The 26,761-nt window shown below is 63.7% G+C and carries 33 protein-coding genes; 16 read left to right on the top strand and 17 right to left on the bottom strand.

Annotated features, from left to right (window positions below; genetic code table 11):
* Positions 1-86 precede the first annotated feature (86 nt).
* The gene (locus ABID59_RS15585) at positions 87-1,742 is read left to right on the top strand and encodes a fumarate hydratase (RefSeq protein WP_354083931.1); all 1,656 of its coding nucleotides are present in this window, start codon (positions 87-89) and stop codon (positions 1,740-1,742) included.
* 132 nt (positions 1,743-1,874) lie between these two features.
* Here ABID59_RS15585 and ABID59_RS15580 read toward each other — a convergent pair whose 3' ends face one another.
* From ABID59_RS15580 to ABID59_RS15560, 5 genes are all read right to left on the bottom strand, one after another.
* Positions 1,875-2,171, bottom strand: a complete 297-nt coding sequence (locus ABID59_RS15580; protein WP_148751416.1) for a hypothetical protein — start codon at positions 2,169-2,171, stop codon at positions 1,875-1,877.
* Between the two features lie 119 nt (positions 2,172-2,290).
* Positions 2,291-2,845, bottom strand: a complete 555-nt coding sequence (locus ABID59_RS15575; RefSeq protein ID WP_148751417.1) for an inner membrane-spanning protein YciB — start codon at positions 2,843-2,845, stop codon at positions 2,291-2,293.
* A 13-nt stretch (positions 2,846-2,858) separates the two neighbouring features.
* Positions 2,859-3,434 carry a hypothetical protein gene (locus tag ABID59_RS15570; protein WP_354083930.1) on the bottom strand — a complete coding sequence of 192 codons (576 nt, stop codon included), beginning with the start codon at positions 3,432-3,434 and terminating at the stop codon, positions 2,859-2,861.
* A 75-nt stretch (positions 3,435-3,509) separates the two neighbouring features.
* On the bottom strand, positions 3,510-3,992 hold the full coding sequence (locus tag ABID59_RS15565) for an MAPEG family protein (RefSeq protein ID WP_354083929.1): 483 nt from the start codon (positions 3,990-3,992) through the stop codon (positions 3,510-3,512).
* Positions 3,993-4,066: 74 nt separating this feature from the next.
* Positions 4,067-5,467, bottom strand: a complete 1,401-nt coding sequence (locus ABID59_RS15560; protein ID WP_354083928.1) for a carotenoid oxygenase family protein — start codon at positions 5,465-5,467, stop codon at positions 4,067-4,069.
* 106 nt (positions 5,468-5,573) lie between these two features.
* Here ABID59_RS15560 and ABID59_RS15555 point away from each other — a divergent pair, with 106 nt between their 5' ends.
* From ABID59_RS15555 to ABID59_RS15545, 3 genes are all read left to right on the top strand, one after another.
* Positions 5,574-6,305, top strand: a complete 732-nt coding sequence (locus tag ABID59_RS15555; RefSeq protein ID WP_354083927.1) for a TetR/AcrR family transcriptional regulator — start codon at positions 5,574-5,576, stop codon at positions 6,303-6,305.
* Positions 6,306-6,576: 271 nt separating this feature from the next.
* The gene (locus tag ABID59_RS15550; RefSeq protein ID WP_354083926.1) at positions 6,577-7,143 is read left to right on the top strand and encodes an SET domain-containing protein; all 567 of its coding nucleotides are present in this window, start codon (positions 6,577-6,579) and stop codon (positions 7,141-7,143) included.
* Between the two features lie 252 nt (positions 7,144-7,395).
* On the top strand, positions 7,396-7,596 hold the full coding sequence (locus tag ABID59_RS15545; RefSeq protein ID WP_148751423.1) for a hypothetical protein: 201 nt from the start codon (positions 7,396-7,398) through the stop codon (positions 7,594-7,596).
* Between the two features lie 124 nt (positions 7,597-7,720).
* Here ABID59_RS15545 and ABID59_RS15540 read toward each other — a convergent pair whose 3' ends face one another.
* Together ABID59_RS15540 and ABID59_RS15535 are read right to left on the bottom strand one after the other, a co-directional pair.
* Positions 7,721-8,119 (bottom strand): hypothetical protein, encoded by a 399-nt coding sequence (locus ABID59_RS15540; protein WP_148751424.1) that lies wholly within the window; start codon positions 8,117-8,119, stop codon positions 7,721-7,723.
* A 36-nt stretch (positions 8,120-8,155) separates the two neighbouring features.
* Positions 8,156-8,386: a hypothetical protein gene (locus ABID59_RS15535; RefSeq protein WP_354033246.1), complete on the bottom strand. Its 231-nt coding sequence runs from the start codon at positions 8,384-8,386 to the stop codon at positions 8,156-8,158.
* A gap of 100 nt (positions 8,387-8,486) precedes the next feature.
* Here ABID59_RS15535 and ABID59_RS15530 point away from each other — a divergent pair, with 100 nt between their 5' ends.
* Both ABID59_RS15530 and ABID59_RS15525 read left to right on the top strand, forming a co-directional pair.
* Complete coding sequence (locus ABID59_RS15530) at positions 8,487-9,308, top strand: helix-turn-helix domain-containing protein (protein WP_354083925.1); 822 nt, start codon at positions 8,487-8,489, stop codon at positions 9,306-9,308.
* A 66-nt stretch (positions 9,309-9,374) separates the two neighbouring features.
* A complete protein-coding gene (locus ABID59_RS15525; protein WP_148751427.1) occupies positions 9,375-10,040 on the top strand; it encodes a DsbA family oxidoreductase in 666 nt (221 codons plus the stop codon).
* Between the two features lie 7 nt (positions 10,041-10,047).
* Here ABID59_RS15525 and ABID59_RS15520 read toward each other — a convergent pair whose 3' ends face one another.
* A complete protein-coding gene (locus ABID59_RS15520) occupies positions 10,048-11,211 on the bottom strand; it encodes a GNAT family N-acetyltransferase (protein WP_354083924.1) in 1,164 nt (387 codons plus the stop codon).
* Between the two features lie 172 nt (positions 11,212-11,383).
* Between ABID59_RS15520 and ABID59_RS15515 the strand changes: the two genes are divergently transcribed.
* Complete coding sequence (locus tag ABID59_RS15515) at positions 11,384-11,812, top strand: YeeE/YedE family protein (RefSeq protein ID WP_354083923.1); 429 nt, start codon at positions 11,384-11,386, stop codon at positions 11,810-11,812.
* A 5-nt stretch (positions 11,813-11,817) separates the two neighbouring features.
* On the top strand, positions 11,818-12,285 hold the full coding sequence (locus ABID59_RS15510; protein ID WP_354083922.1) for a DUF6691 family protein: 468 nt from the start codon (positions 11,818-11,820) through the stop codon (positions 12,283-12,285).
* 36 nt (positions 12,286-12,321) lie between these two features.
* Here the strand turns inward: ABID59_RS15510 and ABID59_RS15505 are convergent, their stop codons facing one another.
* Positions 12,322-12,726 carry a hypothetical protein gene (locus ABID59_RS15505; protein ID WP_354083921.1) on the bottom strand — a complete coding sequence of 135 codons (405 nt, stop codon included), beginning with the start codon at positions 12,724-12,726 and terminating at the stop codon, positions 12,322-12,324.
* A gap of 152 nt (positions 12,727-12,878) precedes the next feature.
* Here ABID59_RS15505 and ABID59_RS15500 point away from each other — a divergent pair, with 152 nt between their 5' ends.
* A complete protein-coding gene (locus ABID59_RS15500; protein WP_354033252.1) occupies positions 12,879-13,112 on the top strand; it encodes a hypothetical protein in 234 nt (77 codons plus the stop codon).
* A gap of 540 nt (positions 13,113-13,652) precedes the next feature.
* Positions 13,653-13,946, top strand: coding sequence for an HdeA/HdeB family chaperone (locus ABID59_RS15495; RefSeq protein ID WP_354083920.1), 294 nt, complete (start codon positions 13,653-13,655; stop codon positions 13,944-13,946).
* Positions 13,947-14,068: 122 nt separating this feature from the next.
* Here the strand turns inward: ABID59_RS15495 and ABID59_RS15490 are convergent, their stop codons facing one another.
* Positions 14,069-14,533: a PaaI family thioesterase gene (locus ABID59_RS15490; RefSeq protein ID WP_354033253.1), complete on the bottom strand. Its 465-nt coding sequence runs from the start codon at positions 14,531-14,533 to the stop codon at positions 14,069-14,071.
* A 330-nt stretch (positions 14,534-14,863) separates the two neighbouring features.
* On the opposite strand from ABID59_RS15490, the gene ABID59_RS15485 reads away from it, so the two are divergent.
* Both ABID59_RS15485 and ABID59_RS15480 read left to right on the top strand, forming a co-directional pair.
* Positions 14,864-15,160, top strand: a complete 297-nt coding sequence (locus ABID59_RS15485; RefSeq protein ID WP_148751436.1) for a hypothetical protein — start codon at positions 14,864-14,866, stop codon at positions 15,158-15,160.
* A 98-nt stretch (positions 15,161-15,258) separates the two neighbouring features.
* Positions 15,259-15,513: a hypothetical protein gene (locus ABID59_RS15480; RefSeq protein ID WP_354033255.1), complete on the top strand. Its 255-nt coding sequence runs from the start codon at positions 15,259-15,261 to the stop codon at positions 15,511-15,513.
* A gap of 42 nt (positions 15,514-15,555) precedes the next feature.
* On the opposite strand, the gene ABID59_RS15475 is transcribed toward ABID59_RS15480, so the two are convergent.
* From ABID59_RS15475 to ABID59_RS15460, 4 genes are all read right to left on the bottom strand, one after another.
* Positions 15,556-15,744, bottom strand: coding sequence for a hypothetical protein (locus ABID59_RS15475; protein WP_148751438.1), 189 nt, complete (start codon positions 15,742-15,744; stop codon positions 15,556-15,558).
* A gap of 722 nt (positions 15,745-16,466) precedes the next feature.
* A complete protein-coding gene (locus ABID59_RS15470) occupies positions 16,467-16,634 on the bottom strand; it encodes a hypothetical protein (RefSeq protein WP_354083919.1) in 168 nt (55 codons plus the stop codon).
* 402 nt (positions 16,635-17,036) lie between these two features.
* The gene (locus ABID59_RS15465; RefSeq protein WP_354083918.1) at positions 17,037-17,204 is read right to left on the bottom strand and encodes a hypothetical protein; all 168 of its coding nucleotides are present in this window, start codon (positions 17,202-17,204) and stop codon (positions 17,037-17,039) included.
* Between the two features lie 14 nt (positions 17,205-17,218).
* Positions 17,219-17,455: a hypothetical protein gene (locus tag ABID59_RS15460; RefSeq protein WP_246229880.1), complete on the bottom strand. Its 237-nt coding sequence runs from the start codon at positions 17,453-17,455 to the stop codon at positions 17,219-17,221.
* 246 nt (positions 17,456-17,701) lie between these two features.
* On the opposite strand from ABID59_RS15460, the gene recA reads away from it, so the two are divergent.
* The 4 genes from recA (at position 17,702) to ABID59_RS15440 (ending at position 21,914) form a co-directional block, all read left to right on the top strand.
* Entirely contained in the window at positions 17,702-18,790 is a 1,089-nt protein-coding gene (recA, locus tag ABID59_RS15455) for a recombinase RecA (protein ID WP_026233157.1), read from the top strand.
* A 146-nt stretch (positions 18,791-18,936) separates the two neighbouring features.
* The gene (locus tag ABID59_RS15450; protein WP_354083917.1) at positions 18,937-19,668 is read left to right on the top strand and encodes a hypothetical protein; all 732 of its coding nucleotides are present in this window, start codon (positions 18,937-18,939) and stop codon (positions 19,666-19,668) included.
* Positions 19,669-19,888: 220 nt separating this feature from the next.
* Positions 19,889-20,884 carry a hypothetical protein gene (locus ABID59_RS15445; RefSeq protein WP_354083916.1) on the top strand — a complete coding sequence of 332 codons (996 nt, stop codon included), beginning with the start codon at positions 19,889-19,891 and terminating at the stop codon, positions 20,882-20,884.
* Between the two features lie 55 nt (positions 20,885-20,939).
* The gene (locus ABID59_RS15440; RefSeq protein ID WP_354083915.1) at positions 20,940-21,914 is read left to right on the top strand and encodes a hypothetical protein; all 975 of its coding nucleotides are present in this window, start codon (positions 20,940-20,942) and stop codon (positions 21,912-21,914) included.
* 131 nt (positions 21,915-22,045) lie between these two features.
* Here the strand turns inward: ABID59_RS15440 and gcvP are convergent, their stop codons facing one another.
* The 3 genes from gcvP to gcvT all read right to left on the bottom strand — a co-directional run bounded on the left by gcvP (position 22,046) and on the right by gcvT (position 26,620).
* Positions 22,046-24,925 (bottom strand): aminomethyl-transferring glycine dehydrogenase, encoded by a 2,880-nt coding sequence (gene gcvP, locus ABID59_RS15435; protein ID WP_354084058.1) that lies wholly within the window; start codon positions 24,923-24,925, stop codon positions 22,046-22,048.
* A gap of 164 nt (positions 24,926-25,089) precedes the next feature.
* Positions 25,090-25,458 (bottom strand): glycine cleavage system protein GcvH, encoded by a 369-nt coding sequence (gene gcvH, locus ABID59_RS15430; protein WP_354083914.1) that lies wholly within the window; start codon positions 25,456-25,458, stop codon positions 25,090-25,092.
* Between the two features lie 13 nt (positions 25,459-25,471).
* The gene (gcvT, locus tag ABID59_RS15425) at positions 25,472-26,620 is read right to left on the bottom strand and encodes a glycine cleavage system aminomethyltransferase GcvT (RefSeq protein ID WP_354083913.1); all 1,149 of its coding nucleotides are present in this window, start codon (positions 26,618-26,620) and stop codon (positions 25,472-25,474) included.
* Positions 26,621-26,761: the final 141 nt, after the last annotated feature.

The raw sequence follows: 26,761 nt of genomic DNA, 5'->3' as shown, positions 1-26,761 counted from the left end.
GAACGCCTTCCCTTTGCGGCAAAAAAGCTTAGAACGCTTCTATGCTGAGAGGCCCGCGAGGGCTCCAAAACCCCGAGATTGCCCCCATGAACGCTCCCACCGCCTTCCCCGACGCCTCAAAACCCGTCCCACCCTACAAGCACACCCCGCTGTTCCCGCTGGGCAAGGACAAGACGCCCTACAAGAAGATCACGTCAGAGGGTGTCCGGGTCGAGAAGGTCTTGGGGAAGAACATTCTGGTGGTGTCGCGCGAGGCGCTGCGGGCGCTGTCGGAGGCGGCTTTCGGCGACATCAACCACTATCTGCGCCCCGGTCATCTGAAGCAGCTCCGCGCGATCCTGGAGGATGGCGAGGCGAGCCCGAACGACAAGTTCGTCGCGCTGGATTTCCTGAAGAACGCCAACATCGCGGCCGGCGGCGTGCTGCCGATGTGCCAGGACACCGGCACCGCGATCATCATGGGCAAGAAGGGCTGCAACGTCGTCACCGATGGTGACGACGAGGCCGCGCTGTCGGAAGGCGCGCGCGATGCCTACCTGCGCCGCAATCTGCGCTACTCGCAGGTGGCGCCGCTCTCGATGTACGAGGAGAAGAACACCGCCAACAACATGCCCGCGCAGTGCGAGATCTACGCCGAAGGTGATGACGCCTACAAGTTCATGTTCATGGCCAAAGGCGGCGGCTCCGCCAACAAGAGCTTTCTGTTCCAGGCCACGCCTTCGGTGCTGACCAAGGACCGGCTGCTTGCCTTCCTGAAAGAGAAGATCCTCACTCTCGGCACCGCGGCGTGCCCGCCTTATCACCTTGCGATCGTGATCGGCGGCACCTCGGCCGAGCTCTGCATGAAGACGGTGAAGCTGGCGTCGGCCCGCTATCTCGATGCGCTGCCGGCCCACGGCTCGCCTGACGGCAACGCCTTCCGCGACGTCGAGATGGAGAAGGAAATCCACAAGATGACGCAAAGCCTGGGCGTGGGTGCGCAGTTCGGCGGAAAATATTTCTGCCACGACGTCCGCGTGATCCGCATGCCGCGCCATGGCGCCTCGCTGCCGATCGGGCTTGGCGTGTCCTGTTCAGCCGACCGCCAGGTGCTCGGCAAGATTACCAAGGACGGCGTCTATCTCGAGGAGCTCGAGCACAACCCGGCGCAGTATCTGCCGCAGGTGGAGGAGTCGCTCGGCGGCGAGGTCGTCAAGATCGACCTCAACCAGCCGATGAAGGACATTTTGGCGACGTTCTCGAAGAACCCGATCAAGACGCGGGTCTCGATGACCGGCACCATGATCGTCGCGCGCGATAGCGCGCATGCCAAGCTGCGCGAGCGGCTGGAGAAGGGCGAGCCGCTGCCGGATTATTTCAAGAACCATCCGGTTTATTACGCGGGACCTGCCAAGACGCCCGAAGGCTACGCTTCCGGTGCATTCGGTCCGACCACTGCGGGCCGCATGGACTCCTTCGTCGACCAGTTCCAGGCCGCCGGCGGCTCGATGGTGATGGTGGCGAAGGGCAATCGCGCGCCAGCGGTGCGCGAGGCCTGCAAGAAATATGGCGGCTTCTATCTCGGCTCGATCGGCGGCGCCGCGGCAAACCTCGCCGAGCACTGCATCAAGAAGGTCGAGGTGCTCGAATATCCCGAGCTCGGCATGGAAGCGATCTGGCGAATCGAAGTCGTCGACTTCCCGGCGTTCATCATCATCGATGACAAGGGGAATGATTTCTTCAAGGAATTGAATCTGGGCTAGCTCCACTTTCCCCGGATGCTGCGCAGCGCGAAGCGGTGCGCTGCTGATCCGGGGTCCATGTGGCGGCATGGGTCCCGGCTCTGCGGAGCAGCGTTACACGCTGCACCGCGTCCGGGACACGAGAGGATAAGCTTACGCCTTCGCGCCAGTGAACGGAAAACTGCCCATCGGGCCGATGCCCATTTCGCCGCTCATGCTGTCGCCGGAGACCGTTCCGATGAACTCGAGCGTTAACGGCATCGGGTTGGTGATGGAGACCTTCCAGTTGACGGCGTCACCGCTGACGGTGCCGTCAAAAATCTCGGCAGTATTGCCTTCCGCACCTTGCGTGCCCGTGAGCGTGCCGCCCGCTTCCTTCAGGCTCAGCGTCGCCTGGCGTTCGCCCATCGGCGTCGTCATGGTCAGATTCCAGTTTCCGTCCACGGCCATTCGCGTCTCCCGAACAATGTCCCGGCAGGCTGCGATGATCCGCAACCCGTCCTGGGCCGAGCCTATAGCGCAACTTGAAGCCGCTGCCTAACGCCTGCCTAATGCCGCTTGGGCGGCATTCAGGCGCGGGCGGCGGCGCGCCGGCGGCTGGTGACGACGAGCCTGAACACCACGTATTGCACGGCAAAGGCGAGGGCCTTGGCGCCGCCCGCGACCGCAGAGATATAGAACGCCCACAGCTTCAGATCGCCGGTGGATGCGACCGCGATCGTGCCGGCGCCGAGGACGAACATCAGCGCGGCCCAGGCATAGCCCGCAGCGGTGACATATTCCGGCGCGGTCCCGACCACGATCGGCGGCATGTAGCGCAGCATCCAGCCGCGCTTGAGCATGATCGCGCCGATCGCGAAATGCGCGATCGCAGGCTTGGCCAGCATGAAGCGGGGATCGTTGGTCAGCAGCGTGACCGTGCCAAGCACGATGACGAGTGCGACGCTGGCATAGGTCATGTAGCCGAGCTCACGCCCCTTGACGCGCGCATAGATCACCTGCGCGATCGCGCCGGCAATCGCCACCGACGTAGCCAGGATGACGTTGTCGGTGACGAGATAGATCACCAGGAAGACGATGGCCGACAGGAAATCGGAGGCGAGGCGGGCGAATACGTCCTTCATTGTCGGTCCTGTCTCACTGGGCTTCGGGCAACGCGCCGGCGGGCGCACCATACTTGATCTGGCGATATTCGGGATACCACTTGGTGAAATAGATCGCGCTGTTGCGGGCGGCGAAGGCAACCGCGAGACCGAGCCACACCGGCAAGCCCGGGAAGTAGAGCAGCACGATGTTGGCGGCCATCATCAAGAGCGCGGCCGCGGTCCATGCGGCGGTGATGACGTAGTTGGCGGTGAGGAAGCCGGGCATCGCCGCGGTCTCGGCCGGCACGGATTCAACCGCGTATTGCAGTGTGAAGGGCCGGCGCGCCAGCATCGAGCCGAGCGAGATGACGAAGATGCCGATATCGACCGAAAGCCTGACGCCGAGCGCGCTGAGCGAGGGGGCGTGCAGCGCGAGGGTGAGGCCGATGCCTGCGAACAGGATCGCCGAGCCCGCGGCCAAAATCTTCACCGAGCGGCCGCAGGCCACGTCGATCGCGATGGTGGCGAGGCAGATCGCGGAGGCCACGAACACGCTGGTCGTGGCCGACGTCACCATCATCAGGATAGTGTAGACGCCATAGGGAGCAAGGATCAGGAAGATCGTCATGGTCGCCTCGGTCGAACCAATCTTTACGATGTCAAGATTGGTAGTTCAGGGCCGGCGTCGGGTCAAGCGAAATCTTTACAGTGTCAAAATGACTTGAACAACATGTAAAAACTCAATCATTGCAATGGCTTGATCCGATATCTCGTCGGCGACGGCCGCCCAGGGCAGGCGCGACAGAATGGTCAGTGCACAAGAGACCAGCAGACCGATGGTCAGGAAGATGCTGCCGCTGCGGCAGATCATGAATTTGAGCGAGCCCGGCGTCGCGGACATGCCGAGCGGATGCAAGAGCCGCGACAGCACGAGCGCCCCCATCAGCAGGTGAATGCGCAAGGGCGATGCGCCGGACATTTCGAGAAACACCACCATCAGCGCGATGATCGGAACGTATTCCATGAAATTGCCATGGGCGCGGATCGCGCTGCGCAAGCCTTCATTGCCGCCGTCGTTGAACGGGGCAGCGTTGCTCCGCCGCAGCCGGATGACCTGCAGCGCGAGCGCGGCGTAGATCAGCGCGAGGATCGCGAGATAGTTCGCCGTGATGGCGGGGACGTGCATGCGAAGTCTCCTCGATCCGTCATTCCGGGCTCGCGCCAAGCAAGTGGTGCGAGCCAGAATGACAGGGGAGGGAGCTACTGCGCTCCCACCCAATTGCCGTGAAAGCCGTCGGGCACGCGATGGCCGAGTTGCACCAGCGCGGCTGGACCGGCCTCGATGTCGGTGGCGTTGAACACGGCGAGGTCGCTGCGGTTCTCCCGCGCGCGCCAGACCACAGCGAGCAGCCAGCCGTCGCCTTCCGCAGCATCTTTCGACCGCTCGACGAAAACAGGCTCGGAGATGGTGTCGCCGGCCGGCAGCAGATAGTGGCCGAGCCGCTTTCCATTGCCGTCGACATGGACAATGCCGGACAGTGCGCCGAACATCGGCAGCCGCGGATTGGCGCAGGCGTACCAGCCGTGACGGCTTTTCAAGCCGGCGCGGCGATCGTCGATGCGCGGGAATTCGCCGGTGAGGTCGTCGAGATACGTCTGCTGGAAGCGGTCGGTATTTCCAGAGAGATCGAAGGTCCAGCGGCAGTGGCGCGCAAAGGATTTCTCGGGATTCGTCGGCCGGCCGTCGGGATGCGGAAACAGCGGCGCCTCCTCGAACTGCATGACGTCGGCGACGATGCAGTCACCGTCCTCCCACGCGTTCATGACGTGGAAGACGTAGCAGGCTTCCGCGCGGAACCAGACGATGTCCTTGCTCGCCCCCTTGCGTTTCATCACGCCGACATAGGCGCCTTTCTCCGGCTCCCAGGCGTAAGGCGGCCGGCCCGCCATCGCGCGCTCCACGCTGCCGGTGAGCGGCAGGATCGGAAACAGCAAATGGTTCTCGGTGACGATGAAGTCGTGCACCATGCTGGCATAGGGCGCCTCGAACCGCTCGAAGCGCGTCGCTTTGCCTGATGCATCGATCGATCCAAATGAGAGCGCGGGCGTGAGTGGCCCCGACGCGTTGTAGCCGAAGAATACCAGTTCGCCGGTGACAGGATCGATCTTCGGATGCGCCGTGAACGTACCGGCGACGCGGCCTTGGTAGTTGCAATAGCCGCGCGTCTGAAGCGTGCCCGGCTCGATCTCGGTTGGCAGATGCGCCTCTTCCAGCGCGAGCAGCTTGCCGGCGTGGAAGATGATGTTGGTGTTGGCGACGCCGCCGTCAGTCACATGGGCAGGTGCGTCCGGCAATTTGCGGCCGAAGCCGTTGCCGAAGAACGCGCGGCCGGCATCGTGCTCGGCAAGCCATTTCGGCGTGCGGACCCAGCGGTTGCGGTAACTGGCGCGGCCGTTTTCCAGGTGGAAAGCATGCAGCATGCCGTCACCGACGAACCAGTGCGCGCCGGGCGTGTCGAACTGCGGATTGGGGCCGTTGCGGTAGAGCGTGCCGTTCAACTCGCGCGGCAATTCGCCGACGATCCTGAGGAAAGGCGCGTCCGCCTCGAACGGAATCGGCGCGATATTGTTACGGCGCTCAGGTGTGGCGTCCTGCTGCACGGCGTATCCCTCCCTATCTTTACATCGTAAAGATGGAATAGGACCAAGCGCGGCGTCCGTCAAGCGAAATCTTTACACTGTCAATATTGCGTCATATAGCTTGTAAATGGCCAAGAGCAGCACCACCGCCGACACTAAGAGCGAAACGGCGCACCTCGCGCGCGCCCCGAAATCGCCGGCATCTCGGCCGGCGCGCCGCCGGGCGAGCGCGAAGGCCGAGACGCCCTATCATCATGGCGCCTTGCGCGAGGCGCTGCTGCAGGCGGCCGAACGGGTGCTGGAGCGCGACGGGCTCGGCGGCCTGACGCTGCGCGCGGTGGCGCGCGAGGCGGGGGTCTCGCATGCCGCGCCGACGCATCATTTCGGCGATCTCACCGGCCTCGTCAGCGAGCTCGCCGCAATCGGCTTCCGCCAGTTCAATGCGGCGATGGCGTCTGCCTGCGACGCGGCCACCTCGCCGCTGGAACGGGCGCTGGCGCGGCCCAAAGCCTACGTCGCCTATGCCCAGGCCCATCCCGGCATGTACGGTCTGATGTTCCGCACCGAGCGGCTCGACTATTCCAGGCCTTCGCTGCACGAGGCCGCGGAATCCTCGTTTGCCGGACTTGCCAATGCGATCGGCGCGATGCGGCAGGAGCCGATCAGCGGCGACAAGTTGACCATCGAGCAGGGCGCCGCGATCGCGCGGGCCTGGTCGATGGTGCACGGCTTCACCATGCTGCTGCTCGACGGTCGGCTCGAGGACATTTTGGAGCGGCTGCCCGATGGCACGACGGCCGAGCAGCTTCTGGAAGCGATCCTGAAGTCGACGGTGGCGGGAAAGCTGCCAAGCACCTGATCGAACGGAACGTCGGCAATTCCTGTCATGCATGCTCGCGCGACCGCGCGAGCCGTCGCGCCCAGGGATCGAGCAGAAAGCATTGGGCATTGGCGGAAGATCGAGGCCGGCGCAGGCGAGCGATGATGCGGAACTCGCGGCTCCCGACACTTTCACTGTGGGCAAGGTCAATCGCGCTTCCGATAGTCCTGACAGGGGCGCGGAATCGTTCTAGAAGAGCGGCTTCGCTTGGGCTCATGCAGCCTCGTTCGCGTCCTCTTTACACTTGATCATGCCAGCCATCTCGTCGAACAAACCTTATCGCGTCGGCCGCTCCAAGACGGGGCTTGGCCTCTTCGCCACCAAACCGATCAGGAAGGGCACCCGGATCATCCGTTATTTCGGGCCGATTCTGGACTGCCGAATCCCTGCGCAGGACGACATCGAGAACAAATATTTGTTCGAGCTCAACGGCCGCTGGACCATCGACGGCTCGGTGCGCAAGAACGTCGCCCGCTACATCAACCATTCCTGCCGGCCCAACGCCGAGTCGGACGTCCGTCCGCGCGAGCGCAAGGTGTTCATCCGCGCCATCAAGAACATCGAGCCGGGCGACGAGATCAACTACGACTACGGCACCGACTATTTCAAAGCCTATCTGAAGCCGATCGGCTGCAAGTGTCCTTCCTGCGAAGCCAAGCGCAAGAAGCAGCGTGCCGAGGAGCGGGCCGAACGCGCCAAGGTGAAGGCGCGCGCCGAGCGCAAGGCGCAGAAGGTGGGCGCGAAAACCACCACGGCGAAAAAGAAGAAGCTGAACGGCAAGCACTTCGCCGGCAAGGTCGGCCGCGCGAAGGCGTAGCTTCCGTCAGCCGCGCGACGTCGTCCTGTGCTTCGCCTCGATTGCGGCGCGGTTTCCGAAGTAGTTCGTTTCTCATAGTCGCCCCACGCTGCCGGTGCGGTCCGTCCTCAACGAAGGTGCGCCTTCGTAGGTACATTGGTGCGGCGCCCTGAATTTTGATGTTCACTTTGGAACAGAACCCGCGCCTTCTGCATATTAATTTCGCTGGAACTCAAACCCCAACGGTTAGGACCCGTCAGACGAGGTTGTACCATGCAGCGCCGACGCCGCTTCAAACAGACCGTTCCCCTTGAAGAACGACTTGCCGAAGAGGCGCAACGCCTCCGGGACAAAGCCAAATCCCTTCCCCCCGGTCCTCAACGCGAGGATGCACTTCGTAGAGCCAGACAGGCCGAGACAGGCTCGCACATGAGCGAGTGGCTGCGAACGCCCGGGCTTCAGCCACCCGAGTAGATCCTAGCGGTGTGCGTGCGCTGCTGAGCCGGGGCCTATGTCTCCGAGAGCAATCCGTGCTGCGTGGGTCCCGGCTCCGCGCCGCAACGCTAAAAGCGTTGCGGCGCGTCCGCGACCCGGGATCTTACGCCGCCACCACACTCCCGCTCCTCCGCAGCCCCACATATTGCAGCTCGGCGAATACGCCGGTCGCGACCGCCTGCGTCGCGACCATGAGCTCGCCGGCGAGGTTCGGCGACACCGCGCCCGAGAACAGCAGCGCGATGCTGCCGACCGTCCAGGCCGCGTTGCCGATCACGACCAGCAGCACGATCGCCTTCGGCACTACTGCGCGGGAGGCGAGCCATCCGACCAGTGCGGTATAGGCGACCAGGAACAGGCCGGTTTCGCGCAACAGCACCTCGGGCAGATTGAACAGCGTGGCGAACGCGCCAGCGCCAAAAATGAAGCCGAGCGCGGCGACACCGCTGAACACGGCGTCGGCGAGCAGGGCGCGGCGCAGGAAGGTGGATGCGTCAATCATCAGAGGTCTCCATGGTTGGCTTGGCTTGGGGTGAACTCAATTCAATCCGCGCCACCAGGTGCGGAGCAGGCGAGCGAGGCGGAACGGGCAGAGGCTTCTGCCGACGCTGTGCTCGAAGGCTGTGATGTGCGCGACGACGTAGTCGCCGGTGGAATGCACCAGCGGCTCGGGCATGTTGAGGCTGCGTGCCAGCATCCGGGTCGCGAACGCCATGGCCCAGGGAAGAAGGTTGTCTGCAAGGGTGCGGTAGAGCAGCAGCGCGATCATGGTCATCTCCCGTGCTCAGGAAGATGCGCCGCGGAGCAACCCAATTCGATTACCTCAGGGGTAATGGAAGGGCTGAAATCTGCGTGGTAGGTTTTCGACCATGAACGCACATGCATCCACGGCCCGCGCCGAACCCAGCCAGCCGGTCCATATCGGCGACCATTTGCGCGAATGGCGGCAGCGCCGCCGCATGAGCCAGCTCGATCTCGCGGGCGAAGCGGAGATTTCCGCGCGGCATCTGAGCTTCGTCGAGACCGGCCGCGCCGCGCCCTCGCGCGACATGGTGCTGCGGCTCGCCGAGCGTCTCGACGTGCCCTTGCGCGAACGCAACGTGCTGCTGGTTGCCGCCGGCTACGCACCGGCGTTTCCGCAGCGCCCACTGGAGGATCCCGCCTTGAAATCAGCCCGGCAGGCGATCGACCTCGTGCTCAGGGCACACGAGCCCAATCCGGCGCTGGCCTATGACCGGCACTGGAATCTGGTCACCGCCAATCGCATGGTGGCGCCGCTGCTCGAGGGCGTTCCGGAGCGGCTGCTCGGCCAGCCCTTCAATGTGCTGCGGCTCGCCTTCCATCCGGAGGGGCTGGCGCCGCGTACCGTCAATCTCGCGGAATGGTGCGCGCATCTGCTCGAGCGCTTGCACCGGCAATGCGAGGCGACGGCCGATCCGGAGCTGATCAAGCTCTATCATGACCTCAAGAGCTATCCGATCCCGGCGCGCTCCGGCCCGCTGTCGAGCGACAATGTCGCAATCCCGTTCAAGCTGCGCCATGACGGCGGGATACTAAGTTTCTTCTCCACCACCATGGTGTTCGGCACGCCGGTCGACATCACCCTGTCGGAGCTGGCGCTGGAGACGTTCTTTCCGGCCGACGAACGCACCGCCGCTTGGCTGAAACAGACGGCCGCAAATCTGACCTAGCGCCCTTGCCCCGGGCGGCGTTCGGCTTATCTTCCGACAAAACCGCACTGCCCGAAGGAGGCGCTCATGAGCACGCTGAAACCGCTCCAGATCGATGTCGTCTCCGACGTGGTGTGCCCGTGGTGCTATATCGGCAAGCATCGGATCGAGAGCGCGCTGGCGCTCGTGCCCGACGTTCCCGTCAAGCTGAATTTCCGGCCCTTCTTCCTCAATCCCTGGGTGCCGCGCGACGGCATCAGCCGCGAGGATTATCTCACCACCAAGTTTGGCTCGGTCGAGGCCTATAAGGGCATTGCCGGCCGCGTGGTCGCGGCCGCCAGCGAAGAGGGCCTCCTCTACAAGCCCGAGCTGGTTGCGCGCCAGCCCAACACGACCGACTGTCACCGCCTGATCCTCTGGGCCGAGGCGATCGGCAAGGCGCCCGAGATGAAGCAGCGGCTGATGGAGCTGTATTTCCGCGACGGCGGCGATCTCACTGACGTCAACGTGCTGGTGCAGGCGGCCGCCGATGTCGGCCTCGATGCCGAGGACGTACGCAAGCGCCTTGCCAGCGACGAGGATGTCGCGCGCGTGTCGGCCGACGCGCAGGAGGCTGCCGAGAAGGGCATCTCCGGCGTGCCGACCTACGTGTTCGCGCAGAAATACGCCGTCTCCGGTGCGCAGGATCCGAACTTGCTCGCCCGCGCCATCCGCCAGGTCTCGGCGGAGATCAACGCGCAGGCGGCGGAGTAGCGCAGACCTACTTGCGGAGAAGATGAAGCGCGCGGCGTGCTGCTTCGCGTGCGAAGCCGCGCGCGGTCAGCGACGCGTGGATGAGTGCCACCATCGGATCGTTGCGCCTGAGCGGAATCAGCACGTCGCTGATCGCAAAGCGGCCACGCCAGATCGGGTTGATCATGGGATGATCAGCACTCGCAGTGGAATCCGCGCTCGCTATGGCGGGATCGGCGCAGAGATGGCGCGTCAGGTTGAGCGTGAGCTGCACGCCCGGCGAATATTTTGCAAAACGCTCGTCGATGCCGAGCTTGAAGAAGAAGGCGCGGTCCTGGTGGCGCAGCACGATGCCGGCGGCAACCGGTGTCGCGCCGGCGCGCAGGGTGACGATCTCGCATTGCGCGGTCTCGGCAAGTGCGGGGACGGCGCGGCGAATGAAGGTTGCATCGCCCGCGTCCTGAATCAATGCAGTGCGGCGCTCGCCCTTCCAGCCGCTGGCTTCGAGTTGCAGGAAGGTTTCGAGCGCGGGCCTGATCTCGTCGGGCTTGCGCGCGACGTCAAAGCTGATCGCGCCGTGCGCCTCAAGGCGATGGCGCTGTCGTCGCAACTCCTTGAGCTTTTTGGCGCCAAGAGCCTCGTACAGCAGCGCCTCGCCATCCTGTGTCGCATCGAGGCTGGCGCGGACATAGGAGCCGAGCACGCGCGGCTTCAGGCAGGCCTGGCCGAGCGCTTCCTTGAGCGATGCCATCGCAGCGCCGTCCAGCGCCACGTCGCGCAGGATCAGCGCATGCGCGCCGGCCTCGCGGGCCCGTTGCAGCAGGCGCGTCGCGGCGTCGATCGGCGCGTCACGGTCAATCAGCGGGCTGCACAGCGTGCCGTAGGGATGCGCGCTTACCAGCGCCGGCAAGGGAATCTTCCAGGCCTGCCAAAGCGAGACCATCGGCATCAACCCGATCAGCCGCGTCGAGGAACCGCCGTATACGGACAAGGCCGAGGCACCGATACGGCCGCGCGCGGTTGCGCTGACGGCGAGCTCCCAGGCGGGCAGATAATAGCCGTTCGGCTCGACCGCCCGCTGCGCCAGTGCGCGCCATTGACCGGGCTCGATCGCCGTGAGCGAGACGAGCGCGGGCGTTGCATCCTTCGCCGATGCCGGATTGATCGCAGCCTGGTGCGCGATGTCGACCACGTCTCGTCGTTCCCCGTTCACGCGGGCTTGAGCCGGCGTTACGCGGTCATGCTTAGCGCAAAGATTGGAAAATCCCGTTGGGACGCCGCTTCAATTCGAGTGGTATTGTTAACGTCTCATTGAGCATCCGGCCGGCCCACTGGCGGATGCTGTCTCGATCCGGAGGATCAAAATGGTCGCTACACCTTTCACGCCGATTGCCTCGCTGCTCGGGGGCGTGCTGATCGGCCTGTCCGCCGTGCTGCTGATGTGGGCGACGGGACGGATCGCCGGCATCAGCGGCATCGCGGCACGGTTGTTTCCGCCTTACGAGGACCGCGAATTTGCCGGCCGGCTCGCCTTCGTCGCCGGCCTCATCGCCGCACCCGTGCTGGTGAGGCTCGTGACCGGAAGCCTGCCGGCGCAGACGATCGCGGCGGGAGCGCCGGTGCTGATTGTCGCAGGGGTGCTCACCGGCTTCGGCACAGTGTGGGGCAGCGGCTGCACGTCAGGCCATGGCGTCTGCGGTCTGTCGCGATTATCGGTACGCTCGCTGGTCGCAACCGTCACCTTCATGGCGACGGGCATCGCCACCGTCTTTGTGATCCGGCACTGGAGCTGAGAGCAATGACCATTCTCGTTCAATTTGCGATCGGCTTGCTGTTCGGCCTGGGGCTCATTGTCTCCGGGATGTCGAATCCGGCAAAGGTGCTGAACTTCCTCGACTTCGGCGGCATCCCGGCGGGGACATGGGACGCGAGCCTCGCCTTCGTGATGGCCGGCGCGGTCGCCGTGACCTTCGTCGGCTTCAGGCATGTCCTGAAGCTTGCACATCCCTTGTTCGCCGAACGCTTCTCCGTGCCGACGCGCAGCGACATCGATCTGAAGATCGTTGTTGGGCCCGCGATCTTCGGCGTCGGTTGGGGCTTGGCCGGCTTCTGTCCAGGACCGGCACTGACTGCGCTTGGCTTTGGCTCGACCTCAGCCGTCATCTTCGTCGCCGCGATGTGCGCCGGCATGGTGCTTGCCCGCTTCATCGCGAAGCTGCAATCATCGACACGGATCGCGGCGCCGGTTCATCCGCTCGAGTCCTGACGCAGACAGGACCGGACAGGCCGGTGCGATCGATTGCTAGATCGGCTCGTAGGCTTCCGACCCGCAGATGTCATCGGCTTCCGCGCGCCGCCTGTCGACGACCTTTCCGCCGTTGATCGTCACGATGTAGGTCTGGGTGCCCAGCGCCGAGCCGGTGGCCGAGGTGAGTTGTGCGCGGACACAGGCCGTCCAGCCCGGTCCGCGGACCTCGTGATGGGGCAGGGCGACTTGCACCTCGCGCGGATAGGAGGTGTTGAGGAAGACCACTTCGATCTGCTCGCGGACCACGCGCTTGATGTCAGGCGGCGGTTCGGGCGGCGGCTGGTCGGCTTCCTTGAGGCGCATGAAATCGGGCACGGGCGCGCGGCTGTCGGCAAAGCCACACGCGCCGAGCGCGAGCGCGCCGGCGAGCAGCGCCACATGAGCAACAATCCGCAACATTCGTGAAGGTCCCCTGCGGGCCAACAGATAGGCGCGAATTCGACCGGACGAAGTCCCGGCCAATCAACATTTGCTGAAGGGGTGGAAACCACCGCATTTGCTATTAGAGGATTGCAGGCTAGTTTGTACCCCGGATGAGGGGGATTGCAGCAATGAGAATTTTGGTCATGGCGGCTGCGGTGCTGGCACTGACGGTTGCGTCTGCGCAGGCGCAGATGGGCGGCGGCCGGCGCCAGCAGCAGGATAGCGGCCAGAAGGCGGACAACAAGCCCAAGGCCGACGAGAAGGCCTACAAGGCCGCGCTCGAGCGCATTCCGGAGTCCAAGGAAAAGTATGACCCGTGGGGCGGGGCGCGTCCGAGCGAGCCCGCCAAGAAGCCGAAATAGCGCGAGGCGCGCGGTGGCGGGCCGGCTGCGATATCTGGTTGGCCTCGTCGTTCTGCTTGTTGCGCGGCCGTGCGTCGCCTGGGAGAGTTGGGGCGGCGATCCCGGCGGTTCACGCTTCTCGCCATTGCGCCAGGTCCGACAATGTCGGCCAGCTTGTCCGCGCTTTCGAATTTCACACCGGCGGGCGATTCTTCGCGGCGTCGTCGGCGATCGCGCTCACGATTGTCGCGCTGGTTATCGCGGGGCTGCGCTGGCGTCGCCGACGTCGTATCAGGTCGACATGATGTTTGCGTGCATACGATGCGAACGGTCATTCACATCGTACGCGCTGTTGCACGAAGGCAAGGCCGATGCGCTTGTCGTTGCGCCACACCGTGCGGCAATTCCGCACGAAATTGTCGCGTGAAATCCACAACAATACTGGCGCTACTTGCACAGCGCTTCAGACTTCGTTTACGACGTTGAAGCGGCGAGTCACTTCCCGCCGAGTTTACCCCGCAAGCCTTTCTTTTATGGCGTTACACGCCGATGGAGATTTCGATGAAGACCACGCTTTCGCTTCTGTTCGCCGCAGCGCTCTCGCTGGCGTCCATGCCCGCCCATGCCACCAAGCTCGATCTTGCCACGATGAGCTGCAAGCAGTTCCTCGAGAGCGGCGACGACACCATCAAGATGGTGCTGACCTGGATGGACGGCTGGTACAAGGGCGACGAGGACAACGCGATCATCGACACCGACGTGTTCGTCGACAACGCCAAGAAGTTCGGCACCTATTGCGGCACCAATCCGAACGTCAGCATCGTCACTGCCGCCGACGAAGTGCTCGGCAAGTAATTTTGGAAGCGTCGCGGCGGGAGCGTGATTGCATCGTGCTTGCGTCCCTTGCGTCGTTATGATCGCCATCGAGAGCCGCGGTGCGTTTGCGCTCACGCGGCTCTCTTCGTTTCGGATCAGGCTCAGCCGGGCAGCATCGCGAATGCGCCCGACACCATCGCCACCTGCTTGTTGTCGGTGGCGGACAGCAGGGTGACGCGGCCAAAGCTCATGGTGCGCCCGAGCCGCACCACGCGCGCATCCGCCAGCACGTCGGACGAGGAGACCGCGCGCATGAAATGCGTGGTCTGGTCCACCGTGGTCATTGGACGATAGCCGCGATTGGCGGCGAGGTTCGCGATCACCATCGCGGTGTCGGCAAGCGCCATCAGCGCCTGGCCGCAGACCACGCCGCCGTTGCGGCACAGCCGCTCCGAGAACGGCATGCGGAGCAGTGCGCCCGGCTGCCAGTCCGGCGCGTCTGCGGGTGGGGTGTGCTCGATGCGCTCGACGGAGAGGTTGAGATCCTGGACCCAGGGGGCAAAGACCTCGGCGAGGATGCGTCTGGCCTCAGTGATGCCGAACTCGGCGTCTGGCTGCGGTGGCATGGCTGTCGTTCCCTCCTGTGTTGCCGGATGTTTCGCTCATTCTGCCCGCTCGGGCGCGGCAAAGTCACCGGGCCGCCGGCTTGAAAATGCCCGACTTCGCCCGGTATGATGCCACGCTTGGGAGCGGGTGGACGATGTTGCGTCGATGTGTCCTTGTCATTTGCCTGGCCGCGCTTGGTCTGGCGCTGAACGGTTGCACCAGGTGCGGCCCGATCTGGGACGACTGGCTCCACGGGCCGAAATCGTGCAAATCGGATCGGCTTTAGCGGAGCCGTGAAGAAGGTCAGGGTGCGGCATCCGTCCCCTCTATCGATGATCAAGGAGTGAGTGATGAAGCTTTTCCGTATGGCGGCGGTGTTGGCGCTGGTGGCTGGACCGGCCTTCGCGCAGGAGTCGCCCCATATCAATCTGATGGCGGACGGCCCCTCCAAGACCGAGGACGAGAAGGCCGCAGATGCCGCGCGCGACAAGGCCTACAAGGAGACGTTGAAGAAGATTCCGGACGCCAAGGCGTCCAGCGATCCCTGGGGCGGAATGCGCGCCGACCAGCCGAAGCAGCCCGCGCCGAAGGCCTCGGCCGCCACCAGCGCGCCCAAGAAGACCAAGGCCGGTACTGCCGCCAATTGACCATGGCTCCGGAGGCGGGTGACGCCTCCTTTCGGGACTCCCCTTGGCCTGGCCCTGATCCTACATTCCCTCGTAGTGTTGCGTTGAGGAGGCAGGAGATGGCGGATCGCCCGCGGGACCTCGCCGAGCGGATGGCGCGCCGGCACAAGCCGGCTGCTGGATCGGGCGACAAGGCCGGTGACGGCTATCTGCGCGAGAGTTTTACTCTGCCGCGTGCGGCCGCACGGGCAAGGGCGCAGGCCTTCTTCGCGCGCTATCCCAAGGCCGGCTACATGAGCGAAGTCGAGAGCTGGCGCGAGCTGCCCGGCGGGGACATCGAATTCACTATGCGGCGGCTGCCCAGCGCCGACTAGCCCTGGTCCAGCCTCTCAACCCGCCGGTTCAGGCCGTCTCGTTCAGGCCGTCTTGCGGCCGATCGCCTTCAGCTCCCGATCGATGCGCAGCTGCACGCGACGGATCGCCAGCAGGTCGATCTTCGTCTCGGTCTTGCCTGTCTTGGTCTCGTCGCCGATCCGGAACTGCCATTGCCAGACGCCCGGGATCGCCGTCTTTGCAACCGTGAACTCAACGCCCCTGTGATTCATGGTCACCTCCACGATTCACCTCGCCATGTCGGGTAACATGTTGGCCGTCGCAATATTCCAGCGACAAGCAAAATTTGCCGCCAAGTCGCAGGTGGCTCATCGGAATTCAGCAAGCGCGCGCCGTTCGAAACAAGCGAAATCGGATTCCGAAAATGGAACCGACGGATGCTTTTTCACGCGCGCGGCCACCCGGCCAGGAACTCCGTTCATGGTCGGAGAACCACGGAGGCATACGCGGAGCACGCGCGATGGATCCGTGCTCGCGCAAGAAAAAACCCCGCCAGGGGAGAGCCGGGCGGGGTAGAAGGTTATTGGAGGCTGAGGTGCTGGGCTGCAACACCATAGCCGGACGACCCTAGCCCGTTCAGCTTACGACAGCCTGACAGACCGGGGCTTGCGGCCACGTCGAGAGCCGCTCTCACGTCCCAATTCAGACATCCCCCCGCACAACTTCAGACACATCCGTTGGCGACACTTTGCGGGCACGGCGAAGCCATGGGGGAAACGTGGCGCGCTGCTAGCGGGGTGGCATCATGGACAAGGTAGAGCGGTCATTTGCCGCCGCGACGGCGGCTGGCTTCGTGGTGTTGGTCATCGGCATCGTGCTGCTGGCGTTGATGTAGCGGCGGCCTTGGCGGCACGTGCCGCCAAAAGCTGCGAAAACAACCCCATGCACAGTAGGCAACGGCCTGTTTCGGCTGGCGTTTCCTAATGCACCTTTCCTAATGCACCTTGATCTCGTCCAGCGGCAGGCGGAGGTCGGCGGCACGCTCCGCGCGGTCCTTTTTGCGGAACTCGATTTCCTTGCGCTCGAACTTCGCCATCTCCTCGAGCGCCGCCTCGAGCAGAGAATTGCGCCTGACAGCATGGTGCTGCGTGTCTTCCGTCATGATCCAATCCCCCATGGGTGGCGGCCCCCTTTTCAAGTCGGCAGCCACGGAAAGGTTCGGTGCCACAAGATTGCGGAATGATGACGGCGCGTGCGGCCCCGGAAAAATAAAACGCCGCCCGCTTAAATGAGACGCAGGCGGCGGCTTTCCAGCCCCGGGAGGGGAAATGTAAAATCCCGATACCGGTGTGTCTGTCGTGCCGTGCCAAGGTTCATCGTGGTTCATCGTGCCCGGACGGAACGCCCGCAGGGCGGCCGCGCGCGCCACCTCCGCCGCATCCCATGCCCCTGTCGTGAATGAGGCGGCCCTATTGCATCAGCACGTAAACGCAACCGATTGCCACAATGGCTAACCACACCAACGAAGCGCTGAAAATTAGGATTTCCCGGTTCATCGCCAGCGCTAGTGTTTGATAGGGGAGACAGTCTCAATCTTGAGGCCGTCCGCATCTCGAACAGTCACCATCCGGCCTGTTTTCAACGCCGTGACCTTCGCGACGCGCAAAACTTCGGCCTCATCATCCAAATCCGGAACCATAGTCGATGGGCAGCCTTTGGCGGGTTCGCTCATTGGCACTGCCTGCCTCAGTTGTCTTGCTGCACATCTGTTTTGGGAATCTGTAGAGCGGGTGAGGTCAGCCACGCATTCATATGCGAAGCCGTCTCGGCCTGGCGGGCCCTGCGCAAGAACAGTTCGCGAGCGGTGCTGCCTGGAGCCTCTTTTTCGGCCGCCTGTTTGAACCGTCTGGCTTCTTGTGCCAATCGTTCTTCAAAGGACGTCGTGTGCTTGATCCGCCTTCGTTGCATGGCGCGGTCCTCCATTTTCCGGCCCCACGAATCTAAAATCGGCCGTAGAGCTCCGTCTGTTCGGTGTCCGACAAAGCCAAATCAAGCCACTGTGATTTTCAAGCTAGCCAGGCCGCTGAGGCCGGGAGCAGGCCAGTACCAAATTCCGCAAAAGAACATATTGCGAACCTAGAACAAATGGGGTACATTACTTTTATCGACGACCCGCTGCGCCAATCGTTTGTCCCGCACCCGAATCCTCGCCATAAGGAGCACGACCCGATGTCCACCACTGCCCTGCGTATCGTCGAAGGATCCTCCATGGACAAGAGTAAAGCTCTCGCTGCCGCGCTCTCCCAGATCGAGCGCCAGTTCGGCAAGGGCTCGGTGATGAAGCTCGGCAAGAACGACCGCTCGATGGATGTCGAGGCGGTGTCCTCCGGCTCCCTCGGGCTCGACATTGCGCTCGGGATCGGCGGCCTGCCCAAGGGGCGCGTCGTCGAGATTTACGGGCCGGAATCCTCGGGCAAGACCACGCTGGCGCTGCACACGGTGGCGGAAGGGCAGAAGAAGGGCGGTATTTGCGCCTTCATCGACGCCGAGCACGCGCTCGACCCGGTCTATGCGCGCAAGCTGGGCGTCAATATCGACGAACTTCTGATCTCCCAGCCGGACACTGGCGAGCAGGCGCTGGAAATCTGCGACACGCTGGTGCGCTCGGGCGCGGTGGACGTGCTGGTGATCGATTCGGTTGCGGCGCTGGTGCCGAAGGCCGAGCTCGAGGGCGAGATGGGCGACGCGCTGCCGGGACTTCAGGCGCGGTTGATGAGCCAGGCGCTGCGCAAGCTCACGGCCTCGATCAACAAGTCCAACACCATGGTGATCTTCATCAACCAGATCCGTATGAAAATCGGTGTGATGTACGGCTCGCCGGAAACCACCACCGGCGGCAACGCGCTGAAATTCTACGCCTCGGTCCGCCTCGACATCCGCCGCATCGGCGCGATCAAGGAACGCGACGAAGTGGTCGGCAACACCACGCGCGTCAAGGTGGTGAAGAACAAGCTGGCGCCGCCGTTCAAGCAGGTCGAATTCGACATCATGTACGGCGAAGGCGTCTCCAAGATGGGCGAGATCCTCGATCTCGGCGTCAAGGCCGGCATCGTCGAAAAGTCCGGCGCATGGTTCTCCTATGACAGCCAGCGCCTCGGCCAGGGCCGCGAGAACTCGAAGGCGTTCCTGAAGGCCAATCCCGATATCACCGCCAAGATCGAGACCTCGATCCGCCAGAACTCCGGCCTGATCGCCGAGCAGATTCTGGCCGGCAGCCCCGAGCGCGACGCCGACGGCGAAGAGCCCGCGGACGAGTAAGCTTACCGCGAAGAACTTTTCGCGAGGAGCGGGCGCTGAGGACGTTGAGTTGCCGACGTCATCAGTGCCCGTTTCTTTTTGCGTTTCGTTGATCAGGTGGTTTGATGAGGCGTGTGATTTTGACGGGTTCATCCGGGAGCGATCTCATGCGCTCGGGCCTCGCCGAGGCCGTCATTCCGTTCATGTTCCGTCTTGTTGATGGGCCTTTGCCTCTCGACGAACTCGCAGTCTATGTCGCCGCCCGTTCGGAGCCAGCAAAGCCGGGCAGGCACTGGTCGGACTACGTCGGACGAAAGCCTCAAGCTGTCAAAGAGACTGGACATCTCTCTCTGGTCGCGTTCTGCCAGCCCTGCGACGTTGTGGAATTGTGGTTTGATCGGAATCCTAATGATCAGCTCCAGCTGATCTGGCTTCTCGATTACCTCCGCTCCCACCCAGAGATTCTGGCTAAGGCAAGACTACGCCTGATTGCCTTCGATCTCATCACAGAGGACGCAAATTCTATCGCCAAGTCGCTGCCCCATATCCCCACCATCGGCGTGACCGCAGATGAACTTGAAACAGCAAGTATGGCTTGGCAGGCCTACGCTGCGCCGACGCCCGAGACTTGCGCCGAACTCGTTCACAGGGATCTGAATGCGCTGCTGATGCTGAGGCCGGCCTTGATCGACCTCTTGGCTGAGCTTCCTTCAATTTCGACGGGCCTCGGTGCAACAGAGATCCGATTCCTTGAGCTCATCGCACGTGGTTATGAGGGGACGAATGCACTCTTCCATCTCCGCTCGCTTCGCCGCACGCGCGTCTTTAATGAATGGGAGCTTGGCTGGTTGCTCCAGGGGCTCGCACTCGGCCCGAGACCTGCCGTGGCAGGGGCTTGACGACGAACTCCGGACGATTGACCGGGAGAATCTGAGAGACCGCCATAAGGCTTATTTGCGCAGCAGACTATCGCTGACCGAGTTTGGTAAAGCGGTGCTGGCGGGTAGTGAAGATTTCACCCGTTACAATCCTATCGATCGCTGGTGGGGCGGCACGCACCTGACCAACGATTGCCTCTGGCGCTATGGCCCTGTTCTAACGAAATCCTGAGGCCACGGCATGACGCGGCTCATTGTCACGACGGACTCGTCCATTGCCGGCGCCCTTCAACAGGCAGGCCTGGCCGACCTCGTGATTGCGATCGAGCGCCGGCTGGTCTGGGAGCCGTTGCCGTCCAACGCAGAGCTCGATGCGTTCTTCGCGCCGCGCACGACGCAGCGTCGAGGGCTTCATTGGCTGGATGATACGCCGCCCTGGCGCCTCGAGGACTCGGGCGCGGAAGACCGAGGACTGATTGAATTGTTCGCGGAATACGACTCAGTCGAGTTTTGGCGAGGGCCGGAGCCAAATGCGCAATTGATCCTGCTCTGGCTGCTCGATCATTGGCACCGCAAATGCAATGCAAATCCCGACTTTGTCGTGCGCGCTCTGTTTTTGGGGGCCAGGGATGTCGACCCGCCGCGAGGGGAACTCTACCCGCCGGTTGTCGGGATCACACCTCGTCAACTCAAATCGGCCAGCCGTGTGTGGCGGGCCTATTGCGCGCCGAACCCGCAAAGTTGGCGCGGTCTCTTCAAGACGGATTTGCACTGGCTGCCGCAGCTCGGCCCTCACGTAAGGGCTCTCCTGGCGGAACTTCCGCGCCCCGCCTCGGGGCTTGGAGCCACCGAAGCCCGGATCCTCCGGCTCATCTCGCGAGGTGGCGCGCAGCCTTTCGATGTCTTTCCGGGCCATCAGAAGAGCTACGAGCTGCATGTATGCGGATATTGGGAAGCCGGAGCACTGCTTGACGGCCTCGCGCGATGCGAGAGGCCGGCCGTGTCAGGACTGGATGAAGGTCCGTTTTCGCTGGAAATGCACAATGATTCAACCCGCTTTGACCGGTACAAGCGGTCGCGATTGTCGTTGACCGAGTTCGGCAAGGCGGTGCTGGGAGGCGATGAGAATTTTCGGCGCTACAACCGGATCGATCGCTGGTGGGGCGGCACCCACCTGACCAACGAACGGCTCTGGCGGTGGGACCCTGAGACCCGCGAACTGATTGCGCCTGTCTGATGTGAGAGAGCCGCTGCTAGCACCCCTGAATTTCATGTTGTCTTGAGAGGCGACCGTGTCACATTTGATCCTGGCAACGAACGATCGCGCGGCAGATGCGCTCCGCCAGTCCCGTGTTGCGAATGTCGCGATCGGCTTTGGCCTGCGCTTCGTCTGGGGGAAATTGGCTTCCGGAGAGCAGCTCCTGATGGGCCTCGAGCGGCGATCGGCGAAGCATTGCAATCCCGGCGATCACTGGCTGGACGACGCGGGTTGCGGTGCGCTGGACGGTTTCGGCACGCGCGATGTTGGTTTATTCGAGCTATGTGCGAAGTTCGACTCGATCGAAATATGGGTTGATCCTTTGCCGAACGATCAGCTCGTGCTTGTCTGGCTGCTCGACCTGCTTCGCCCTTACAAGGAGATCACGACGAAGTTGAACCTGGTGTATGCGGACGACTCTATTGCGGATTATGCTGCGGAGGCGGTCGCAAAATGGAAGTTGCCGACCTTCAAGGTGGCCGACAATCATTTTGTGATGGCAAGCCGCGCGTGGCGCGCCTATCGGGCTGAAACGCCGGAATCCTGTTTCGATCTGCTGATGACGGATCTGATGATCTTTCCGAGACTTCGATCGGCGCTCATTGCGCTGCTTGAGGAGCTTCCGGACAAGGTTACGGGACTAGGTGCCAGCGAAATGGATATGCTGGGCTGTGTGAATGAAGGGCACACCGACCCAAAATACATCTCCGAAGCGAGATGGTATCGCGATGTGTTCGACGGACGCGACGCACAAGATGCCTTGATCGAACTGGCGGAGTATTCGGTCCCGCCCGTTCTGTTGGGCGATCCGTCGTTCAACAATGATGACCGCTACTTCGGCAGGAGCGAGTGGAAGGTCACGCTCACTGAACTCGGACGTTCCCTTGTCGCCCGAGAAGACGATATGTGGCGTCACAACCCGATCAAACGCTGGTGGGGCGGCACTGAATTGACCAACGAGCGGCTCTGGCGATGGGACCGCGAAAGCCGATCGTTGGTCGCGCCGTAGAGGCGCATTCGGGAACGCGGTGCCGTAGGGTGGGCAAAGGCGCGCAAGCGCCGTGCCCACCATATTTCAACGCACACAAAGGTGGTGGGCACGCTTCCGCTTTGCCCACCCTACGAAACCTCCGTCGAGCCTTACTCCGCGGCTTCCGCGTAATCGCTCACCGGCGGGCAGGAGCACACCAGATTGCGGTCGCCATAGACGTTGTCGACGCGTCCCACCGGGCTCCAGTACTTGTCGGTGCGCGAGGAGCCCGCGGGGAAGCAGCCCTCGGCGCGGGTGTAGGCGCGCTTCCAGTCGTCATCGGCGATGTCGTGCACGGTGTGCGGGGCGTGACGCAGAGGCGAGGCCTCGATCTTGAAGCGGCCGGCCTCGACCTCGGCGATCTCCTTCCGGATCGCGATCATGGCGTCGCAGAAGCGATCCAACTCGGCCTTGGATTCCGACTCCGTCGGCTCGATCATCAGCGTGCCCGGCACCGGAAAACTCATGGTCGGGGCGTGGAAGCCATAGTCGATCAGGCGCTTTGCGATGTCATCGACGGTGACGCCGGACGTCGTCTTCAGCGGACGGGGATCGACGATGCACTCATGGGCGACGCGGCCCTTCTCGTTCTTGTAGAGCACCGGGAAATGCGCATCGAGGCGTGCTGCGATGTAATTGGCATTGAGGATCGCGATCTCGGTCGCGCGCTTCAATCCTTCACCGCCCATCATCAGGATGTAGATGTAGGAGATGGTGAGGATCGACGCCGAGCCGAACGGCGCGGCCGAGACCGGGCCGACCGGAGCATCCGCGCTCGTCGCGGGATGGCGATTTTCAGGATGACTTGGCAGGAACGGCGCGAGATGCGCCTTGACGCCGATCGGGCCCATGCCCGGGCCGCCGCCGCCATGCGGGATGCAGAAGGTCTTGTGCAGATTGAGATGGCTGACATCGGCGCCGTAATCGCCGGGCCTGCTAAGGCCGACCTGCGCGTTGAGGTTGGCGCCGTCGAGATAGACCTGGCCGCCATGGCCATGCACGATGTCGCAGATCTCGCGAATGTGCTGCTCGAACACGCCATGCGTCGAGGGATAGGTGATCATGACCGCGGCAAGGTCGTTCGAATGTTTCTCCGCCTTGGCGCGGAGATCATTGACGTCGACGTCGCCGTTAGCCTCGCAGGCCACCACCACCACGTCCATGCCGACCATCGCGGCCGAGGCCGGGTTGGTGCCGTGGGCGGAGGAGGGGATCAGGCAGATCTTGCGATGCGTCTCGCCGCGCGCGGCGTGATAGCCGCGGATCGCGAGCAGGCCGGCATATTCGCCCTGCGCGCCGGAATTCGGCTGCAGCGAGATCGCGTCATAGCCGGTGATGTCGCACAGCCACTTCTCCAGCCGCGCGAACAGCGCGTGATAGCCGGCGGCCTGCTCGCGCGGCGCGAACGGGTGCAAGGAGGCGAATTCCGGCCAGGTCAGCGGCATCATCTCGGTGGTCGCATTCAGCTTCATGGTGCAGGATCCGAGCGGAATCATCGCGCGGTCGAGCGCGAGGTCGCGATCGCTGAGCTTGCGCATGTAGCGCAGCATCTCAGTCTCCGAGCGATGCGCATGGAACACGGGATGGGTGAGGAAGGCGGTGGTGCGCTTCAGCGCCTCCGGCAGCGCCTCGCGCGTGGTCGCGTCGATCTCGGCGTAGGACAGCTGGCCGCCGAACGCGCGCCAGACCGCTTCGACGGTGGCGGGCGTGGTGGTCTCGTCGAGTGCGATGCGGAGCGCGCTTTCACCGACGCCGAGATTGATCTTCTCCGCGGTCGCGCGCGCGATGACCTCGGCGCGCTTGGCGCCGGCATCGACGCTGAGCGTGTCGAAGAAGGCTTCGCTGGTCAGAGCAAAGCCGAGCTTGCGCAAGCCGGTGGCGAGCACGGCGGCACGGCGATGCACATTGCGCGCGATCTGCGCGAGGCCCTCGGGGCCGTGATAGACCGCATACATCGCGGCGATCACGGCGAGCAGCACCTGCGCGGTGCAGATGTTGGAGGTCGCCTTCTCGCGGCGAATGTGCTGCTCGCGTGTCTGCAGCGCAAGACGATAGGCAGGCATCCCGCGGGAGTCGACGGAGAGGCCGACGATGCGGCCGGGCAGCGAGCGCTTGAGCGCATCGCGCACCGCCATATAGGCCGCGTGCGGGCCACCATAGCCCATCGGCACGCCAAAGCGCTGCGCCGAGCCGATCGCGATGTCGGCCCCTAACTCGCCGGGCGAGGCAAGCAGCGTTAGCGCCAGCAGATCGGCGGCAACGATTGCGAGCGCGCCCTTGGCCTTCAGCGCCGCGATCGCGGGCCTGAGGTCGCGCACCGCGCCGGATGATCCCGGATATTGCAGCAGCGCACCGAGCACGTCACACTTCGCGAGATCCGTGAGGGGATCGCCGACCACCAGCGACCAGCCGAGCGGCTCGGCGCGGGTGCGCATCACCGCGAGTGTCTGCGGATGCACATCCTTGTCGACGAAGAAGGCTTTCGCCTCGACCCGCGAATGCCGTTCCGCAAGCGCCATGGCTTCGGCCGCGGCGGTCGCCTCGTCGAGCAGCGAGGCGTTGGCGACGTCGAGCGCGGTGAGATCGCAGATCATGGTCTGGAAGTTGAACAGCGCCTCCAGCCGGCCCTGGCTGATCTCGGGCTGGTAGGGCGTGTACGCCGTGTACCAGGCGGGATTTTCGAGGATGTTGCGCTGGATCACCGCAGGCAAAATCGTGCCGGAATAGCCCTGGCCGATCAGCGAGGTGAAGACCTGGTTCTGACGCGCGAGCTCGGCCATGTGCGCGATCGCCTCGGTCTCGCTCAAGGGCTTGCCGAGATCGAGCGGGGCGGCCTGCCGGATCGAGGCCGGCAGCGTCTCCGCCATCAGTGCGTCGACGCTCTTTGCGCTGACGGTCTCGAGCATTGCGCTGACATCGCGCGCCGACGGGCCGATGTGGCGGCGAACGAAACTGGCGGTATCGCCATTGGATTTGCGGTGCGCGGTCATCATGGGTCCTCGCTTTAGATTATCTGTCGTCGGCGTCATGCCCCGCGAAGGCGGGGCATCCAGTACACGCAGGCGTCACGGCTTGAGCAGAGGAGCCGCGGCGTACTGGATCGTCCGCCTCCGCGGACGATGACACCGAATATGAGGTCAAAGTTCTCGTCATCTCACGCCGTGTGTGCCTTGTAGGCGGCTTCATCCATGAGGCCGCCGAGCTCGCTCTTGTCGGCAATCCTGATCTTGAAAAACCAGGCTTTGCCTTGCGCATCCGAATTGACCAGCGCCGGCTCGCTTGCGAGATCGGGGTTGGTCTCCAGCACCTCGCCGGTCACAGGCGCGTAGACGTCGGAGGCGGCCTTCACCGATTCCACGACGGCTGCGGCTTCGGCCTTCTTGAGGACGCGGCCGAGCTTGGGCAGCTCGACGAACACGACGTCGCCGAGCTGCGACTGCGCGTAATCGGTGATGCCCACAGTGGCGATATCGCCGTCGATCGCGAGCCATTCATGGTCGGAGGTGTACAGCGTCGTGGTCATTTTCTTAAAGTCCTCAGCGTTTGTAGGTGTTTTTCATGAAGGGCATGGCGGCGACGGTGAGCGGCAGACGTTGCGCGCGCACCTCGGCAAAGAGTTTTGTGCCGAGCGCGCTCAGGCTTGTGGGCACATAGCCCATCGCGACCGGCGCATTCAGGCTCGGGCCGAAACCGCCCGAGGTGACCTTTCCGATCGGCTCGCCGCCAGCGCTATCGGCAAACAGCAGCGCGCCTTCGCGCACCGGCGCGCGGCCCTCAGTGCGCAGGCCGACGCGGCGGCGGGATGCGCCGTGATCGAAATGAGCGAGGATCTTTTCGGCTCCGGGAAAACCGCCGGCGCGGGCGCCGCCGCTGCGGCGGCTTTTCTGCACCGACCATTCCAGCGCGGCCTCGACCGGCGTGGTCGCAGTGTCGATGTCGTGGCCGTAGAGGCAGAGGCCGGCTTCCAGCCGCAGGCTGTCGCGGGCCCCTAAGCCGATCGGCATCACGTCAGGATTTTCCAGCAGCGTCCTGGCCAGGCGCTCGGCATCCGCAGCGGGCACCGAAATTTCAAAACCGTCCTCGCCGGTGTAGCCGGAACGCGAGACAAAGCAGGCAAGCCCGGCGACCTGATGCGGGCCGGCGTCCATGAACTTTATGGCGGGCGCCTCTGCACACAATTTCGCCAGTGCAGCCTCGGCCTTCGGGCCCTGTAAGGCGATCAGCGCGCGATCGGCGAGCGAATCGATGACGCAGGCGTCGGAGAGATTGGCGCGCAGATGCGCCTCGTCCTCGGCCTTGCAGGCGGCGTTGACGACCAGGAACAAATGATCGCCGAAATTGGCGACCATCAGGTCGTCGAGGAGGCCGCCATCGGCATTGGTGAACTGGGCGTAGCGCTGCCGGCCCGGTGCAATCGCCAGAATATCCTGCGGCACCAGCCGCTCCAGCGCACGGGCGGCGTCCTCGACCTTGCCCGACTTCGGCCGGAGCGCGATCTGGCCCATATGGGAGACGTCGAACAGGCCGGCCTGGTTGCGGGTCTGGAGGTGCTCTTTCAGGACGCCCGCGGGGTACTGCACGGGCATGTCATAGCCCGCGAACGGCACCATCTTGCCGCCGAGCGACACATGGAGGTCGTAGAGGGGGGTACGTCTCAGGGAGTCTCGGTCGTCGCGCACTGACATCACAGGGGCCCTCGGCGGTTCCCCGGGGACGATTCCCCTGAGGACACCAATCGAAGCCCCATCTGTCGCTGTGCCTGAGAGTATTATCCCGTCGGCGGACGCAGTCCGGGCCTTAAGCCCGTCGGCGCCTCTTTCCAGATG

The organism is Bradyrhizobium sp. S3.3.6, from assembly GCF_040546905.1.
In the GTDB taxonomy this organism is placed as follows: Bacteria; Pseudomonadota; Alphaproteobacteria; order Rhizobiales; family Xanthobacteraceae; genus Bradyrhizobium; species Bradyrhizobium cytisi.
The sequence above is the reverse complement of the archived record's forward strand: the minus strand, read 5'-3'. Positions and strand labels throughout refer to the sequence as shown.